Source organism: Pseudomonas sp. PD9R (assembly GCF_019200975.1).
Classification (GTDB): Bacteria; Pseudomonadota; Gammaproteobacteria; order Pseudomonadales; family Pseudomonadaceae; genus Aquipseudomonas.
Window position 1 is genome coordinate 107,464 of sequence record NZ_JAHTMR010000010.1, and the last position, 16,671, is coordinate 124,134.

Below are 16,671 nucleotides of genomic sequence, written 5' to 3' on the forward strand. Positions count from 1 at the left end.
ATTTCAGAGGGGCTACGGGATAACCGCAGTAGCGCTTTTGAAGCCTGTTTCCTGACAGCAGCCGAGCATTTGTACACCGGCCCTGCGCAGCTTGGCAATCAAGTGCGGCGGTGGCGAGGCACTGACAGTCGGTTTCTGACCTGTTGTTCGCATGCTTCGCAGGCAGCGTTTGCGATCTGAAATATTTGCTAATGCAAAGTGCTGGGTTATAAATAAATCACGAGCGACGCAGGAAGCCTCCGCGATGGAATCGAAAGAACAGCTGCTAATGGAATTGCTTGGGCTTACGGCCCGCTCCCTGACTCACCTGACCGCGTCCATGACCACCATGTCCTTCGAGCTTTTGCGAAGTGACGACCAGGTGACCCGGGACGCCGGCCGACGCATGATCGATCGCATGGCCACCATCAGCGCCGGGCTTGACGAACACTGGCGGCTGATCGGCGAGTTGACCGGCGTGCATATCGCCCATGAGCAGATCGAGACCCTCCAGGAGATCCAGTTGCAGGCGCCGCCCAGGTTGCCTTCAAACTGAGGCGCAGCGTTCATCGGCTGGCCTGATGGCCGCCAATTCACAAGACGAACGTCGCTGGCGCAGCCGTGGGGCACGCGCCATAGTTCTGTTCCCGCGGCCGAAATTGCCCGCCCAGAACAAAATAGAGACTGGCCATGACCAAGACTCTCCATCACCGCGCCTGCCATCTGTGTGAAGCCATCTGCGGCCTGACCATCGAAACCACCGAGCACGAAGGCAGCGTGCAGATCACCTCGATCAAGGGGGATTCGCTGGATACCTTCAGTCGCGGCCACATCTGCCCAAAGGCTGTCGCCCTGCAGGATATTCAGAACGATCCGGATCGCCTGCGTCAGCCGATGTTGCGCGTGGGCAGCGAATGGCAGCCCATCGAGTGGGAGCACGCCTTTAATCTGGTGGCTGAACGTTTGGCGGCGATTCAGGAGCGTCACGGGCAGAACGCGGTCGCGGTCTATCAAGGCAACCCCAGCGTGCACAACTATGGGCTGATGACCCACAGCAATTATTTTCTCGGCTTGCTGAAAACCCGCAACCGCTTCTCCGCGACGTCGGTCGACCAATTGCCTCATCACTTGACCAGCCACTTGATGTACGGCCACGGTTTGCTATTGCCGATTCCGGACATCGATCACACCGACTTCATGCTGATACTTGGCGGCAACCCACTTGCTTCCAACGGCAGCATCATGACCGTGCCGGATGTGGAAAAACGCTTGAAGGCGATTCAGGCGCGCGGCGGTAAAGTCGTCGTGGTCGATCCGCGCCGCAGCGAAACGGCTGCCATTGCGGATCAGCATCTGTTTGTGCGCCCCGGTGGCGATGCGGCATTGCTGTTTGGCTTGCTCAACACGCTGTTCGATGAAGGTCTGACCCGCGACAGTCATTTGCCGGTGGATGGCCTCGAAGAAGTGCGCGAGGCCGTTGCAGATTTCACTGCCGAGGCCATGAGCCCGTTGTGTGCGGTGCCGGCCGAGCAGATCCGCCAATTGGCGCGGGACTTTGCCGCTGCTCCGAGCGCGGTTTGTTACGGACGCATGGGCGTATCGACCCAGGCGTTCGGCACGTTGTGCCACTGGGTTGTACAGTTGATCAACCTCGTTACCGGCAATCTCGACCGCGTGGGCGGTGCGTTGTGCACCGAGCCGGCCGTGGACCTGGTTGCCTCCACGTCGGGCGGGCATTTCAATTTGTGGCAGAGCCGCGTGTCCGGTCGCCCCGAGTACGCGGGCGAACTGCCCGTGTCGGCGCTGGCCGAAGAGATGTTGACCGAAGGGGAAGGGCAGGTCCGTGCGCTGATCACCGTGGCGGGCAACCCGGTGTTGTCGACCCCTAACGGTCGTCAATTGGAGCAGGCGCTGGATGGCCTGGAGTTCATGGTCAGCGTCGACTTGTACATCAACGAAACCACGCGCTATGCCGACCTGATCCTGCCGTCCACCTCGGCGCTGGAAAACGATCATTACGACACCACGTTCAACATGTTTGCAGTGCGCAACGTCAGTCGTTTCAATCGCGCGATCCTGGCCAAGCCCGAAGGCGCGCTGCATGACTGGGAGATTTTTGTCGGGCTGGCCAGGGCGTTCGCGACGAAAACCGGCAAAGAGTTGAAACCGACCATCGCCCCGGCACAGATGATCGACCGCGGCTTGCGCATGGGGGCGTATGGCGACGCTTCCGAACACAAGTTGTCGCTGGCAACGCTGTTCGACCATCCCCATGGCGCCGATCTGGGCGCGCTGAAGTCCAACCTGGCGCCACGCCTGAAAACGCCCAATCAACGAATTCAGGCTGCCCCGGCCGCGATCCTTGCCGACCTGGCGCGTTTTGCTGCGTTGCAGGCACCGGCCGCCGATGAGTTGCTGATGATCGGGCGCCGACATGTACGCAGCAACAATTCGTGGATGCACAACTATCACCGGTTGGTGAAGGGCAAGCCGCGCCACCAGTTGTTGATGCACCCGGATGATCTGTCGAGTCGCGGGCTGAGTGATGGGCAAAAGGTGCGCGTCAGTTCGCGGGTCGGGGTCATCGAAGTTGAAGTGCTGGGCAGTCTGGATATGATGAAAGGAGTGGTCAGTCTTCCGCACGGCTGGGGCCATGCGCGACCGGGCGTGCAAATGACGATTGCGAGTAACCAGCCGGGCTCCAGCGCTAATGACCTGACAGACGAGTGTCAGCTCGATGAGTTGTCGGGGAATGCGGCGCTGAACGGGGTTCCAGTGACTGTGGCGGCGGCCTGATCGTTCTGACGGAGAGACCGAGCATGGCGCTCGGCTTTCCGTTACAATGCGCCACCGTGCCGACCCATGAGTCGGAAAGTTCAGCCGAGGTGCTCCATGGATATCATCGAAACGATTAAAGAGCAGATTGCTAACAACACCATTCTGCTTTACATGAAAGGCTCGCCGAATGCCCCGCAGTGTGGCTTCTCCGCGAAAGCCTCACAGGCTGTGATGGCTTGTGGTGAGAAGTTTGCGTACGTGGACATCCTGCAGAACCCGGAAATCCGCGCCAACCTGCCAAAATACGCCAACTGGCCAACCTTCCCGCAACTGTGGGTGGGTGGCGAGCTGGTTGGCGGTAGCGACATCATGACCGAGATGGCTGCAGACGGTTCGCTGCAAACCACCATCAAGGCTGCTGTTGAAGCCGCTGCTGCCAACAAGAGCGAAGCCTGATTCGCTGGCTCCCCTGTAGGAGCTGACGAGTGAAACGAGGCTGCGATCTTTTGATCTTCAGCAACTAAAAAGCCCCGCCACTCGAAAGAGGGCGGGGCTTTTTATTGGGTTTGAGAAGATGTCGCTACGTCATTACTGCTATCGCCAGGATCGCAGCCTCGTTTCACTCGACAGCTCCTACACAGCTCGTAAGCAAGTCTTACTCGTCTTCGCCCATCTGCGATTGCAGGTAGTTCTCAAGACCGATCTTGTCGATCAGGCCAAGTTGGGTTTCCAACCAGTCGATATGTTCTTCTTCGGACTCGAGAATATCTTCAAGCAGTTCACGGCTACCGAAGTCGCCAACTTTTTCGCAATGAGCGATGGCCACTTTCAGATCGGCATGCCCGGTACGCTCAATACGCAGGTCACACTCGATCATTTCCTTGGTGTGCTCGCCGATGTGCAGCTTGCCCAGATCCTGAACGTTCGGCAGGCCTTCGAGGAACAGGATGCGCTTGATCAGCTTGTCCGCGTGCTTCATCTCGTCGATGGATTCGTGGTACTCGTGTTTGCCGAGCTTGTTCAGACCCCAATCTTCATACATACGCGCATGCAGAAAATACTGATTGATCGCGACCAGCTCATTGGCAAGGATCTTGTTGAGATGCTGGATGACTGTAACGTCGCCTTTCATGATGGGGTCCTGCCCTGTATTAGCTGTCTATAAGGCAGAGTTTGAGCCGCGTATTTAATAGTGTCAAACCTAAGTTATTGAAACTTATATGAAAATTAATCGGAATAAGAATGTTTGTGTTCCGCGTCTAGAGTCTAAGCAGTTGATTTTCAGGCATAAAAAAACCGGACTTGAGTCCGGTTCTTTGAAATACGGTATTTATGCGGCTGTAAATTCAACAGGAAAAGGAATCGCAGCCTGCGCCGTTTGCAGTTTTGTCAGGGTCTCGCGGACCACTTCCTTGGCAAGGCACGCACATTTACCACATTGACTGGCAACGCCGGTGGCCTGGCGCACTTCCTTGTAGCTGCAGCATCCTTCATAGATCGCATCGCGGATTTGGCCGTCGGTGACGCCAGTGCAGAGGCAAACATACATAAGTGAAAACCGTCGCTTGTTTATGTCTTGATGCGATGGATCTTAATGTTAACGAGAATGATTGTCAAAGTGCTTTGAGGCTGCTTTTTCCTGGGGCTGACGAACGGTTTCTTCGAGGCGCGCAGGAACCAAATCGGCCCCGGCGTTTTTTACGTCCAAGGGAAAAACCGTTAAGGACAGGCGAAAAACGCAGTGTATGATGGCCGGTCTTTGCAAGCGGGCTCGTGTCACAGGGCTGTCGCCTGAAGGTGGCAGGCTGATGCGAATCCGGTTTTTCACGTTTATACACCAGGAGATATCCAATGAGCGTACTCGTAGGCAAACAAGCCCCTGACTTCACCGTTCCGGCCGTACTCGGCAATGGCGAAATCGTAGACAGCTTCACCCTGTCGTCTGCCATCAAAGGCAAATATGGCCTGGTGTTCTTCTACCCACTGGACTTCACCTTCGTTTGCCCGTCGGAGCTGATCGCTCTGGACAACCGCATGTCTGACTTCAAGGCACGCAACGTTGAAGTGATCGCTGTGTCGATCGATTCGCACTTCACCCACAACGCATGGCGCAACACCCCGGTGAACAACGGTGGCATCGGCCAGGTTCGTTACACCATGGCTGCTGACATCAAGCAGGAAATCATGAAGGCCTACGACGTTCAGTCCGCTGATGGCGTGGCTTTCCGTGGCGCGTTCCTGATCGATGACAAAGGTGTTGTTCGTTCGCAAATCATCAACGACCTGCCGCTGGGTCGTAACATGGAAGAGCTGATCCGTCTGGTCGACGCTCTGCAATTCCACGAAGAGCACGGCGAAGTCTGCCCTGCCAACTGGAAAAAAGGCGACAAAGGCATGAACGCTTCGCCAGAAGGCGTTGCGGCTTACCTGACCGAGCACGCTGCTGCGCTGTAAGGCACAGGCTCGTTCGAGGCATAAAAAAACCGGCTGATAAGGCCGGTTTTTTTATGGGTGGGATAAACCCGGATTACTGTAGGAGCGAGCCTGCTCGCGAAGGTCGTCAATGATAATGCTGCAATCCTGACTCCCCGCGGCGCTCTTGAGTTCATCGCGAGCAAGCTCGCTCCTACAAAGAATCCGCGACTCAATCAGTCGCTGAAGTCTTCCCAGCCGCCCATTTGTTTCCAGCGATTGACGATGCCGCAGAACAGTTCGGCGGTCTTCTCGGTGTCATAGCGAGCCGAATGCGCCTCGCGACCGTCGAAGTCGATATCGGCGGCCTGACAGGCCTTGGCGAGCACGGTTTGACCGTAAGCCAGACCGGCAAGGGTCGCGGTATCGAAACTGGAGAACGGGTGGAACGGGTTGCGCTTCATGTCCAGACGCGCGACCGCAGCGTTGAGGAAACCCAGGTCGAAGCTGCTGTTGTGCCCGACCAGAATCGCCCGTTTGCAGCCGTTGGCTTTGAGCGCCTTGCGAATGCCGCGGAAGATATCGTTCAGGGCTGCCTCTTCACTCACGGCCATGCGCAATGGGTGATCGAGCTTGATGCCGGTGAACTCCAGCGCTGCCGCTTCGATGTTCGCGCCTTCGAAAGGCTCGACGCGGAAGAAGTAGGTGTGATCCGGGTATACAAAACCCTTCTCATCCATGGCGATGGTGGTCGCGGCGATTTCCAGCAGGGCGTCGGTAGCCGAGTTGAAGCCACCGGTTTCTACGTCGACGACAACCGGCAGGTAACCACGGAACCTGGCGGCCATTGGGTGACGGGAACCGCCCCCGCCGCCATTGCCTTCCTGTTCGTCGTCGAAATGGTCTTCACTCACGCGTGTTCCTCCAGCAGGCGCCAGCGCAGTTTTTCACCGGCGCGCAGCGGGATAACGGTCAGCTCGCCAAACGGCAGGCTGGTCGGGGCGGTCCATTCTTCGCGAACCAGGGTGATGCGATCGGTGTTCGCGGGCAGGCCATAGAAGCGCGGGCCGTTGAGGCTGGCGAAGGCTTCGAGCTTGTCCAGTGCATTACGCTGTTCGAAGGCTTCGGCATACATCTCGATCGCGGCGTAAGCGGTGTAGCAGCCGGCACAGCCGCAAGCGGCCTCTTTGGCGTGCTGGGCGTGGGGCGCCGAGTCGGTGCCCAGGAAGAACTTCTCGCTCCCACTGGTAGCGGCGTCGAGCAGGGCTTCCTGGTGCGTATTGCGCTTGAGGATCGGCAGGCAGTAGAAGTGCGGCCGAATCCCGCCCACCAGCATGTGGTTGCGGTTGTAGAGCAGGTGATGCGCGGTGATGGTCGCGCCAACGTTGGCCGGAGCCGAGTTGACGAACTGCACGGCGTCAGCGGTGGTGATGTGTTCGAACACCACTTTGAGCGTTGGGAAACGCTCGACCACACGACGCATGTGCTCATCGATGAAGATTTTTTCGCGGTCGAACACATCGACATCGCCGCGGGTGACTTCACCGTGGATCAACAAAGGCATTCCGACTTCGGCCATGGCCTCGATTGCCGGGAAGATCTTGTCGATGCTGGTGACGCCAGAGTCCGAGTTGGTGGTCGCGCCGGCAGGGTAAAGCTTGGCGGCGTGAACGAAGCCGCTGGCCTTGGCCTCGCGAATTTCTTCAGGCTGGGTGCGGTCGGTCAGGTACAGGACCATCAGCGGTTCGAACTGGCTGCCGGCCGGGCGGGCTGCGAGGATCCGCTGGCGATAGCCATCGGCCTCAGCCGCATTGCGGACCGGAGGAACCAGGTTGGGCATGATGATGGCGCGACCAAAGGTACGCGCGACATCCGCGACGGTATTGGTCAACACGGCACCATCGCGAAGATGAATATGCCAGTCGTCGGGACGCAGCAGGGTCAGGCGGTCGGACATGAGGGGATTCCAGGCGGGTCAAACTGAGGGGAATGCTACCGGAAAAGACTCTTGCAGGCACTCGCTATCAAGTTTTGCAGGAAGCTTCCGATATCCAACAGGTATGCCGTAAACATGTGTGTGTCGGTCTTTTTGTTGTAGAAGCCAGTGGAGCCTCCCGTGCGCCAGCGTTATTTAGCCTTGCTCAGTGTGTTTGCCAGCCTTCCTGCGATGGCGCTCACTTTCCAGACGCGTCTGGAGAGCATCGAGTGGACGGTCGAAGGTGACAAGTTCGAATGCCGCCTGACCCAACCGATCACCGATTTCGGTTCGGGCGAGTTCGTGCGCCGCGCTGGGGAGCAGGCGACGTTTCGTCTGAAAGCCTACAACCCGATGATGGGCGGCGGTTCGGCCACCTTGCTGGCCGCTGCCGCGCCGTGGCAGCCGGGGCGTGGTGATATCAATCTGGGTACGGTAAGAGTCGGCAGCGGCAATGTGTTATTCAATAGTTCGCAGGTCCAGGCCGGGCGCCTTATCAGCGGCCTGATGGATGGACGCAGCCCTGTGGTCCGGCATTCGTCAGGTGATGGCCGTGTATCGGAAGTGCGCTTGCTGCCGGTCAAGTTCAACAAGGCCTTTGCGGATTATCAAGGGTGTGTTGCCAAACTACTGCCGCAGAATTTCGAACAGGTGAAGCAATCTGAAGTCGGCTTCCCCGGGGGCGGCATCGATCTGGATGCGGCGGCGAAAGCCAAGCTGCAAGTGATGCTGGAGTATATGAAGGCCGATCCGACGGTTAATCACATCGAACTGGATGGCCATTCCGACAACAGCGGCAACCGTTTGACCAACCGCGAGTTATCGCGTCGCCGGGCCTTGGCGGTCATGGAGTTCTTCAAGGCCAACGGCATCCAGGAGTCGCAAATTACCCTGCGGTTCCACGGTGAACGTTATCCGTTAGCGCCCAATTCCAACAACGCCAATCGCTCGAAAAACCGTCGGGTGGCGGTACGTCTGGAGCGTGGAGCGCCGGCCGAACAAGTGGCTCCGCAAGCTATGAAGCCGGCCACGTCGGCAACTTCCTGACTTGTCGGTCATCGTCGCGCCCTCGACATAATCTGTCGCTTCGTCGTCATAAGCTGTCGCGCCACTGTAAATTATCCTGCATGAGCGGTAGACTTCCCGGCTTTCCGTAGAACCCCGTGGAGTGATGGCATGGCGGACGTAAACAAGGTCGTTCTGGCGTATTCCGGCGGCCTGGACACTTCGGTGATCCTCAAGTGGCTGCAGGATACTTATAACTGTGAAGTGGTGACCTTTACCGCTGACCTGGGTCAGGGCGAAGAGGTTGAACCTGCTCGCGCCAAGGCACAGGCCATGGGCGTGAAAGAGATCTACATCGACGACTTGCGCGAAGAATTCGTGCGCGATTTCGTTTTCCCGATGTTCCGCGCCAACACCGTTTACGAAGGCGAGTACCTGCTGGGTACTTCCATCGCTCGTCCGTTGATCGCCAAACGCCTGATCGAAATCGCCAACGAAACCGGCGCTGATGCCATTTCCCACGGCGCCACCGGCAAGGGCAACGACCAGGTTCGTTTCGAACTCGGTGCCTACGCGTTGAAGCCAGGTGTGAAAGTGATCGCCCCTTGGCGCGAGTGGGACCTGCTGTCCCGTGAAAAGCTGATGGATTACGCTGAAAAGCATGCGATCCCGATCGAGCGTCACGGCAAGAAAAAATCCCCGTACTCGATGGATGCCAACCTGCTGCACATCTCCTATGAAGGCGGCGTGCTGGAAGACACCTGGACCGAGCACGAAGAAGACATGTGGAAATGGACCGTCTCCCCGGAGAACGCTCCTGACAAGGCTCAGTACCTGGAACTGACCTACCGCAACGGCGACATCGTGGCACTGGACGGCGTTGAAATGACTCCGGCTACCGTGCTGGCGACCCTGAACCGTATCGGTGGTGAACACGGTATCGGCCGTCTGGACATCGTCGAGAACCGTTACGTGGGCATGAAGTCCCGTGGCTGCTACGAAACCCCTGGCGGCACCATCATGCTGCGCGCCCACCGTGCGATCGAATCGATCACCCTGGACCGTGAAGTGGCTCACCTCAAAGACGAGCTGATGCCAAAATACGCCAGCCTGATCTACACCGGTTACTGGTGGAGCCCTGAGCGTCTGATGCTGCAACAGATGATCGATGCGTCCCAGGCACACGTTAATGGCGTTGTGCGCCTGAAGCTGTACAAGGGCAACGTGATCGTCACCGGTCGCAAGTCCGACGAGTCGTTGTTCGACGCCAACATCGCGACCTTCGAAGAAGATGGCGGCGCCTACAATCAGGCTGACGCTGCGGGCTTCATCAAGCTCAACGCTTTGCGCATGCGCATTGCCGCGAACAAAGGCCGGAAGCTTTTCTGAGACCTTTGAGCGTTTGATGGATTTGTGGCCTCGTCATCGATGAGGCCACAAACCTCAAATTCTGTTTGCCTGTCATTGCGATACCACGTGTTCGTTGTCACTTGCTTCTACCTTCCCTCTGCTTCTCTTTCCTCCAAACCCTGCGTTACTGCTGATCGCCATGTTGCGGTTGGCTGCTCTGGTCAATGACTGTGACCTCATGTGAATTCAAATTGTAAGCAGCACAAAATCTGATGCTGTCGCGTTTTCGCGCCTGCTTTGAGTGCTTGAATGCGCTTTCTTTCAGTACCATCTCCGATTTTGCATTAGTCAGAAACAAAACCACGCGCGCCGTTTCCTGTGGCTTTTGGATTTTTTCCAGTAAAGCGCCGAACTCGATTTTTTTGTTAACCCAGCGTGTATCAATGATGTACAGCTCTTTCAGCAGCTCGGGCACGCGGATGTGATGCGGCGTCGAAAAGAGACTGTGTAAGCCGATTTCCGCAGGTGGGGCCTGGGCAGGGCCAGGAGGCGAACTGGATCGCCGATTGGCCAAAGACGTCTGCCGTTTACTGTTTTTACGTGAAATCGTCGGGTCGTTGTTATCCGGGTGTTCAGTACTGTCCAGAATTTTTAAGAAGTGTTTTCCCTTTTCAAAATCCGAAGGTGCATACAGCGATCGATAATTGAAGTTGAGTGTGGCGAAGAAAAGAAGCAGTAAGTAAAAAGGAAAGCTGATCAGGAACCAGATGTAAATCTCTCTTTCTTTGTTGTCCAGAAAGGGCAGGGAGACAGCCGCCGATGTTTCAGACAGTGTTGCGAATATCGCGATAACGGTCATGGGGTTGGTGATTCTTTTTTTGATATTTGTCATATTTTATACTCATGTAAGTTGGTCTTTTCTCAGTTAGATGATTGGGTTTGTTTATTTGGTTTTTGTCAGTTTATCTGTAATGTTTGTTGTGTGGGTATCTCTATTTTGGCGAAAAGGCTCTTTATGTTGGTTGGGCGTTGTTTTGCTGTGTTAATAATTTTGTTGTCGTATGTACGTAATGATTGTTCATGTTGGGTTTTCTGCTGTAAGAGGATGTGGATACCTCATGTATGATATTTCTGGTGTGAATAGAAAGTCTGAAAATATCGGTTACTTTTCAGCCCTGGTTCGATGATTGTTGTGTGCCGGATTGCTGTTTTCGACACTTTCGTGAGCGATTTTTTGACGTGAATCGATACAAAAAATTGTAGAAAATCGATTGGTACTCAGCTGAGTTTAGTTTTCGAGGCATTCTGATAGCGGTTTTTTTGTAAGACTAATCCGCGATATTCGTAGGGAATGTCTCTTGGTGTGGGTGGCTGGGGGGGGCGGCATGCCAAGGGTGAAACGACTAGGCTATTGTGCGGGCTCTAAAAATTCGAACAGCGAAATTGGACTGCCCATGAATAAAGTGCTGATCGTGGATGATCATCCCGTCATCCGTCTTGCGGTACGTATGCTGATGGAACGTCATGGCTACGAAGTCATTGCAGAAACAGATAATGGCGTGGATGCATTGCAACTTGCCCGCGAATATATGCCAGACATTGTCATTCTGGATATCGGAATACCGAAGCTGGATGGGCTGGAAGTTATTGCTCGACTGGCGTCGACAGGAATGACGATGAAAGTGTTGATACTGACATCCCAGGCACCGGGGCATTTTTCCATGCGTTGCATGCAGTCGGGGGCCGCCGGGTATGTCTGCAAACAACAGGATCTGACTGAGTTGCTCAGTGCAATAAAAGCTGTTTTGTCCGGCTACAGTTATTTTCCCAATCAGGCACTGCATACCGTACGCGCAAGTCTTGGGAACGCCAGTGAAGCTGATATGGTTGACCGTCTGTCTGGGCGGGAAATGATGGTCTTGCAACAGTTGGCCAAGGGCAAGACTAACAAGGAAATTGCTGACGGGATGTTCCTCAGCAACAAGACCGTCAGCACTTATAAGACTCGCTTGCTGTTGAAACTCAATGCGCGGTCATTGGTTGACCTGATTGAATTGGCTCAACGCAATGGGCTGGTGTAGTTCCATCAACCTATGACGAGGCGTGATGAACGGGCATTTATCGCGGTTCGCACAAAGAAAAAAGCCTCCGTTTCGGGAGGCTTTTCAGGTGTCATAAATCAAAATCGTAATCGGCCAATTGCTTTTGCAATCGGCGCTCCTCCAGCAGATTGTCGATGGTACGGCGTTTGCTCAGGTTGGTTTTCGCTACTTCAACCACCGGTTCAGCGTCGTCCGCCTCTGCGGGGGTAAAGTCGTCTTCTACGTCCAATTGCTCTTTGCCAGTGCTCATTTAGTTACTCCAGGCTAAGACTGCCTTTGGGGCTCCTTATATCGACATTCTCCCGGCGGGTAAAAAAGATTTTTTCAATCGATAAATCAATAAACCTAATAGCGCCTCAATCGTCCGAGGTCTTTTGTTTGTATTCGCACAAATCTTCGATGCGGCAACTGCCGCAGCGCGGCTTGCGGGCCAGGCAGACATAGCGTCCGTGAAGGATCAGCCAGTGATGGGAATCGAGCAGAAATTCTTTCGGCACGAACTTCATCAGTTTTTTCTCGACCTCGACCACATTCTTGCCTGGCGCAATGCCGGTCCGGTTGCTGACGCGGAAAATATGAGTGTCCACGGCCATGGTCAGCTGACGGAATGCGGTATTGAGCACGACGTTGGCGGTCTTGCGGCCCACGCCGGGCAGGGCTTCCAGTTCCTCACGGGTCTGCGGTACTTCGCCTGCATGGCGCTCCACCAGCAAGCGACAGGTTTCAATCACGTTTTTTGCTTTGCTGTTATAAAGCCCGATGGTCTTGATGTAGTTCGATAACCCTTCGACACCCAGGGCATGAATTGCCTCCGGAGTGTTGGCTATCGGGAACAGTTTTGCCGTGGCCTTGTTGACGCCGACATCGGTCGATTGCGCCGAAAGTATCACCGCAATCAGCAACTCAAACGGTGAGGAATAGGCCAGTTCGGTCTTCGGTTCCGGATTGTCTTCGTGCAGTCTGCGGAATATTTCCAGACGTTTTGCGGCATTCATGGGCAGTGCTTTTCCTTGAAAACGGTCAGTGTGAGGATTTCGGTCGGTGCCAGGCTTGCCACGCGGCGATCATCAACCCCAGCAGGATGAAGCCGCCTGGCGCCAGCGTGGCCAGGCGCAAGCCGCCGTCGGCGGTCAGAAACCATCCTTGCCAGTCCGCTTGCGAAGCGCCAGCCATCCAGGGCAGATGGCTGCCAAGAGTCCCGCTGCCGATGAGTTCGCGCAACAAGCTCATGACCAGCATCAGCCCGCCGAACATAACGCACAAGCGCGTGCGATCTCGAAGGGAACGCCGGGAAAAACCGGTCTGCTCCAAAACGACGCATTGCAGCGCGATCAAACCTGAATAGATCCCCAAATGCTGATGCCATTGCAGTGACCAGACTTGCGCGCCAAGCTGCGCGCAACTGGTCAGTGTGGCGGCGAGCAATACGCTTGTCAGTAGGTGCGTCGCCGGGAGCAGTCGCGGGCGTAAGGCGTTCATGCACAGGCTAAATGCGCTGACGACGACGATGAGCATCAGCCACAGACCCACAGCGCTGACCAGTGAGCCCGTAGCGCCAATCAACGGCGCAAGCATCAGCGAGTTCTGCAGAACCGATGACTTATTCATGTGACGGGTTCCCGAGCAGCGGTTGCCGGTGCTCATCGAAGTAGCGCAGCGCGTCATGGGTGGCGTTGATCACCGCTCTTGAGGTGATGGTGGCCCCGGCAATCTGGTCGAATTGGCCCTGATCCTTTTTCAAGGCCCAGCCATTGTCGCCAGGCTCGGCTCGGGACTTGCCGGAAAACATCTGAAGCCAGGCATTGGGCCAGTCGGCGATTCGCGCACCCAGTCCGGGGGTTTCCGATTGCTTGAGGGTTTTGACGCCCACCAGCCTGCCGTTGGAATCAATGGCAATCAGCAGCTCGATGGCGCCGGCATAGCCCAGGGTCTGGCAGCGTAGCAACACCGCATAGGGTTTGTCGGCCTTGGTCGCCCTGTAGCCGCCCAGCAGGGTGCTATTGGTCAACGTAATGTTTTCCAGTGTGAGTGGCTGTTCCAGCGGCTGATTGTCATAACTGTCGGGCGGTAGCAGGTCTAGCAGGTTGCGACTGTCGATCAGGCGTTGTTCGCCCGTTATGTGCGGCGCGCTACTGCGCTGCGCCCAATACGTCAGACCCATGCCAAGGCCTGCCAGTATCGCCAGAATCACCAAGCTCGACGCTCGTTTCATGAAGTAAACCGCTCCTGCCTGGACGCGATAATCCGCTCCAGCGCTGGTACACACAGGTTCATCAACAGCACGGCGAACGCCACGCCGTCCGGATAGCCGCCCCACGTGCGAATCAGATACGTCAGCAGGCCGACACCCATGCCGAACAGCAGTCGCGCACCGGGGCTTTTTGCACCGGACACCGGCTCTGTCACGATAAAAAATGCCCCCAGCATGCTTGCACCGCTGAGCAGATGAAACAGCGGGGAGCCATGGGAATCGGAACCCGAACCGTTCCAGCACAACAAACTGATAATGAACAGGCTGCCGAGCATGCCAACCGGCGCATGCCAGCTGAACACTCGGCGTTGCAGCAGAAATGCACCGCCCGCCAAAAATGCCAGACTCACCCATTCCACGCCTCGACCACCGAAATGACCGAACGCCGGGTTTGTGGAGAACAGTTCATCCATGGTCAGGCTTTTGTTGATTCGCAATGTGTCCAGCGCCGTGGCCTGGACCCAGGCATCCGGCAACTGAGCAAAAGCGAAGACCTGCTGCAAACCTCCCGCCAGGTCCATGCCGTGGGACGACGGCCAGTGGGTCATCTGCTGCGGAAACGTCACCAGTACCAAGGCGAAGCCGAGCATCGCCGGGTTGAATGGATTCTTGCCAACGCCACCATACAAATGTTTGCCGAACAGCATCGCGAGAGCGGCGGCGCTGACGGTCAGCCACCAAGGGCAGTACGGCGGCAGGGCCAGCGCCAGCAACGTGGCGCTGACCAGTGCGCTGCCGTCACTCAATGTTGGCTTGAGTGGTCGCTTGCGCAACTGCAGCACGGCCGCTTCAACGGCCAAAGCGCTCACGCCAGACAGGATCAGGTTGATCAAGATTCCCCAGCCGTAAAACCAGAACAACGCCAGCATCCCCGGCAGCGTGGCCAGTAGCACCAGCTTCATGGCCTGCTGAAGGCGTTCGTCGACCGATTCAAGGGGCGACATAGGCATCCACCTGACGCTCGGCTTCCTGCAGGCGAGCGCGAGCCTTGTCGATCAGTTCGACGGGGGCGTCGGCGCGACGTTCGAGTTTGCTTACGTCGGCCCGGGCGTAGGCCAGTTCCGTCTTCAGTTGTCGAAGCTGGTGGTCGATGGCGCGCTTTTCGACACGCGCCAACGGCGGCACGGGTTGCTCACTGACTGCTTCGGCGGCATGCAAGGCTTGCTCAGCCTCGCTGAGAGCACGCTCCAGTGCCTCGATTTGTTCCGCGGAAGTTTCGCTGGCCTGGGCTTTTTTCAGTTCGGCGCGGCGCATGGCCAACTGGATCTTCGCCCGTTTCAGCTCGGCATCCTTCGCTGGAGCTGCCACGGGCGCTGGTGCGGGCGGTGCAGCATTTTCCAACTGCGCCAACGCGTGCTCGGCGGCTTCGAACTGCTGTTGCAGGACGATCAGTTGCGTTTGCTGTTCAAAGGTCGGCGGATGGCCGAAGGCCTTGAGCGATTTGTTCAGTTGCGCCCGGCTCATCGCCAGATCGATCTTGGCTTTTTTCAACGCCGCATCGGCAGTGGCGGCCTTCTGTGCACGGACGCGTTCAAGGGCGGCCTGTACCGGGTCAAGCGTCACCTCGCTTGGCTGAGCGACACGTTGCGCCCGGGCCTGGCGTTCGGCGGCTTTTTGCGCTTCTTCTCGTTGCAATCGAGCGTTGCGCTGCTCGAAGCGTTGCCGTGCATGATTGCGTTTGGCGGCGCGGGATTGTTGTTCTTCAAGGCTGAACGCCAGGCCACCGACAATCGGCAGCACCGTGGCCGCCGGTAACGGGCGCATTTCGATGCAGTCCACCGGGCATGGGGCCACGCAGAGGTCGCAGCCGGTGCATTCGTCGATGATCACCGTGTGCATCAGTTTGGCCGCGCCGACGATGGCGTCGACGGGGCAGGCCTGGATGCATTTGGTGCAACCGATGCATTCGGCCTCGCGGATATAGGCAATTTGCGCCGGGGCCGAACCACGGCTGATATCCAGCTCCAGCACCGGCACATTCAGCAGGTCGGCCAGCGCACTGATGGTTTCGCGGCCACCCGGCGGGCACTTGTTAATGGGCTCACCATTGGCGATGCCTTCGGCGTAGGGCTTGCATCCTGGATGGCCGCACTTGCCGCATTGGGTTTGCGGCAGGAGCGCATCGATGCGTTGAATCAGACTCATGTTTTGATCAGTCCGCTGAATCCGAGAAAGGCCACTGCGATCAAACCGGCACCGATCAGGTCGATCGGCAAACCGCGAAAGGGCAGGGGAACATCGTTATCAAGTGTGCGCTGGCGCAAGTCCTGGAACAGACTCAGCACCAGCCAGAAACCCAGCCCGGCACCCAGGCTCAAGGCGGCGGCATGAAACAGTCCTTTGTCATCCTGGACGTTGAGCAGGGCTACGCCGAGAACGCCGGCATTGCCCAATAAAAGTGGCCAAAGCCCTTCAAGCGACAGCGCCGAAAAAACCCGAGACAGCACCGTCAGCAGCGGGCTGATGAGCAGCACGCTCAGTGGCAAAAATACAAACAGGCGCAACGACGTCATTTCCAGCGGGATCAACAACCAGTGATAGAACGCGTAGCCGAGCAGGCCGACGATCAGCATCAGGCTGGTTGTCGCGATACCCAGCGCATGCACCTGCCTGCGTTCGCTGGCCAATAGCGGATCGACGCCCAGCGGCCAATGCAACACGAGGTTGTTGAGCAGAGCGGTGCTGATTAGCGTAACTAGCACTTCGGTCATAAGCATCCACACAGCGTCGCTGGCTGCTGAATCGTTCTGTAGGAGCTGCCGAAGGCTGCGATCTTTTGACGTTGTTTTTCAAGATCAAAAGATCGCAGCCTGCGCCAG

At 56.8% G+C, this 16,671-nt stretch carries 19 protein-coding genes; 7 read left to right on the forward strand and 12 right to left on the reverse strand.

The genetic code is table 11. The annotated features are described in order from the left end of the window. The first annotated feature begins 244 nt into the window (after positions 1 to 244). From KUF73_RS19620 to grxD, 3 genes are all read left to right on the forward strand, one after another. On the forward strand, positions 245 to 535 hold the full coding sequence (locus KUF73_RS19620) for a hypothetical protein (protein WP_218439707.1): 291 nt from the start codon (positions 245 to 247) through the stop codon (positions 533 to 535). A gap of 134 nt (positions 536 to 669) precedes the next feature. Further along, positions 670 to 2,775: a molybdopterin oxidoreductase family protein gene (locus KUF73_RS19625; RefSeq protein ID WP_218439708.1), complete on the forward strand. Its 2,106-nt coding sequence runs from the start codon at positions 670 to 672 to the stop codon at positions 2,773 to 2,775. Between the two features lie 96 nt (positions 2,776 to 2,871). Beyond that, positions 2,872 to 3,213, forward strand: a complete 342-nt coding sequence (grxD, locus tag KUF73_RS19630; RefSeq protein WP_218439709.1) for a Grx4 family monothiol glutaredoxin — start codon at positions 2,872 to 2,874, stop codon at positions 3,211 to 3,213. Positions 3,214 to 3,412: 199 nt separating this feature from the next. On the opposite strand, the gene bfr is transcribed toward grxD, so the two are convergent. Both bfr and KUF73_RS19640 read right to left on the reverse strand, forming a co-directional pair. After that, the gene (gene bfr, locus KUF73_RS19635) at positions 3,413 to 3,889 is read right to left on the reverse strand and encodes a bacterioferritin (RefSeq protein ID WP_218439710.1); all 477 of its coding nucleotides are present in this window, start codon (positions 3,887 to 3,889) and stop codon (positions 3,413 to 3,415) included. 198 nt (positions 3,890 to 4,087) lie between these two features. Beyond that, a complete protein-coding gene (locus tag KUF73_RS19640; RefSeq protein WP_008057530.1) occupies positions 4,088 to 4,306 on the reverse strand; it encodes a bacterioferritin-associated ferredoxin in 219 nt (72 codons plus the stop codon). Positions 4,307 to 4,608: 302 nt separating this feature from the next. Between KUF73_RS19640 and KUF73_RS19645 the strand changes: the two genes are divergently transcribed. Continuing rightward, positions 4,609 to 5,211 carry a peroxiredoxin gene (locus KUF73_RS19645; protein WP_218439711.1) on the forward strand — a complete coding sequence of 201 codons (603 nt, stop codon included), beginning with the start codon at positions 4,609 to 4,611 and terminating at the stop codon, positions 5,209 to 5,211. A 194-nt stretch (positions 5,212 to 5,405) separates the two neighbouring features. On the opposite strand, the gene rnt is transcribed toward KUF73_RS19645, so the two are convergent. Continuing rightward, entirely contained in the window at positions 5,406 to 6,083 is a 678-nt protein-coding gene (gene rnt / locus KUF73_RS19650) for a ribonuclease T (RefSeq protein WP_218439712.1), read from the reverse strand. Further along, a complete protein-coding gene (gene pyrC, locus KUF73_RS19655) occupies positions 6,080 to 7,126 on the reverse strand; it encodes a dihydroorotase (RefSeq protein ID WP_218439713.1) in 1,047 nt (348 codons plus the stop codon). The genes rnt and pyrC overlap by 4 nt, the downstream gene beginning before the upstream one ends. 159 nt (positions 7,127 to 7,285) lie before the next feature. Between pyrC and KUF73_RS19660 the strand changes: the two genes are divergently transcribed. Both KUF73_RS19660 and KUF73_RS19665 read left to right on the forward strand, forming a co-directional pair. Beyond that, on the forward strand, positions 7,286 to 8,191 hold the full coding sequence (locus KUF73_RS19660) for an OmpA family protein (RefSeq protein ID WP_218439714.1): 906 nt from the start codon (positions 7,286 to 7,288) through the stop codon (positions 8,189 to 8,191). A 129-nt stretch (positions 8,192 to 8,320) separates the two neighbouring features. Next, positions 8,321 to 9,538, forward strand: coding sequence for an argininosuccinate synthase (locus tag KUF73_RS19665; protein WP_048720141.1), 1,218 nt, complete (start codon positions 8,321 to 8,323; stop codon positions 9,536 to 9,538). Positions 9,539 to 9,683: 145 nt separating this feature from the next. On the opposite strand, the gene KUF73_RS19670 is transcribed toward KUF73_RS19665, so the two are convergent. Then, positions 9,684 to 10,391, reverse strand: a complete 708-nt coding sequence (locus tag KUF73_RS19670) for a hypothetical protein (protein WP_218439715.1) — start codon at positions 10,389 to 10,391, stop codon at positions 9,684 to 9,686. Positions 10,392 to 10,953: 562 nt separating this feature from the next. Here KUF73_RS19670 and KUF73_RS19675 point away from each other — a divergent pair. Then, positions 10,954 to 11,580 carry a response regulator transcription factor gene (locus KUF73_RS19675; protein WP_218439716.1) on the forward strand — a complete coding sequence of 209 codons (627 nt, stop codon included), beginning with the start codon at positions 10,954 to 10,956 and terminating at the stop codon, positions 11,578 to 11,580. A gap of 91 nt (positions 11,581 to 11,671) precedes the next feature. Here KUF73_RS19675 and KUF73_RS19680 read toward each other — a convergent pair whose 3' ends face one another. From KUF73_RS19680 to KUF73_RS19710, 7 genes are all read right to left on the reverse strand, one after another. After that, positions 11,672 to 11,851 carry a PA3496 family putative envelope integrity protein gene (locus KUF73_RS19680; RefSeq protein WP_218439717.1) on the reverse strand — a complete coding sequence of 60 codons (180 nt, stop codon included), beginning with the start codon at positions 11,849 to 11,851 and terminating at the stop codon, positions 11,672 to 11,674. 106 nt (positions 11,852 to 11,957) lie between these two features. Beyond that, positions 11,958 to 12,596, reverse strand: a complete 639-nt coding sequence (gene nth, locus KUF73_RS19685; RefSeq protein WP_218439718.1) for an endonuclease III — start codon at positions 12,594 to 12,596, stop codon at positions 11,958 to 11,960. A 25-nt stretch (positions 12,597 to 12,621) separates the two neighbouring features. Further along, positions 12,622 to 13,209, reverse strand: coding sequence for an Rnf-Nqr domain containing protein (locus KUF73_RS19690; protein ID WP_218439719.1), 588 nt, complete (start codon positions 13,207 to 13,209; stop codon positions 12,622 to 12,624). After that, positions 13,202 to 13,813: an RnfABCDGE type electron transport complex subunit G gene (locus KUF73_RS19695; RefSeq protein WP_218439720.1), complete on the reverse strand. Its 612-nt coding sequence runs from the start codon at positions 13,811 to 13,813 to the stop codon at positions 13,202 to 13,204. Before KUF73_RS19695 ends, KUF73_RS19690 begins: the two co-directional genes overlap by 8 nt. Next, positions 13,810 to 14,796: an RnfABCDGE type electron transport complex subunit D gene (locus tag KUF73_RS19700; protein ID WP_218439721.1), complete on the reverse strand. Its 987-nt coding sequence runs from the start codon at positions 14,794 to 14,796 to the stop codon at positions 13,810 to 13,812. The genes KUF73_RS19695 and KUF73_RS19700 overlap by 4 nt, the downstream gene beginning before the upstream one ends. After that, entirely contained in the window at positions 14,783 to 15,997 is a 1,215-nt protein-coding gene (rsxB, locus tag KUF73_RS19705; protein WP_218439722.1) for an electron transport complex subunit RsxB, read from the reverse strand. Before rsxB ends, KUF73_RS19700 begins: the two co-directional genes overlap by 14 nt. Next, on the reverse strand, positions 15,994 to 16,563 hold the full coding sequence (locus KUF73_RS19710) for an electron transport complex protein RnfA (RefSeq protein WP_218439723.1): 570 nt from the start codon (positions 16,561 to 16,563) through the stop codon (positions 15,994 to 15,996). The genes rsxB and KUF73_RS19710 overlap by 4 nt, the downstream gene beginning before the upstream one ends. Positions 16,564 to 16,671: the final 108 nt, after the last annotated feature.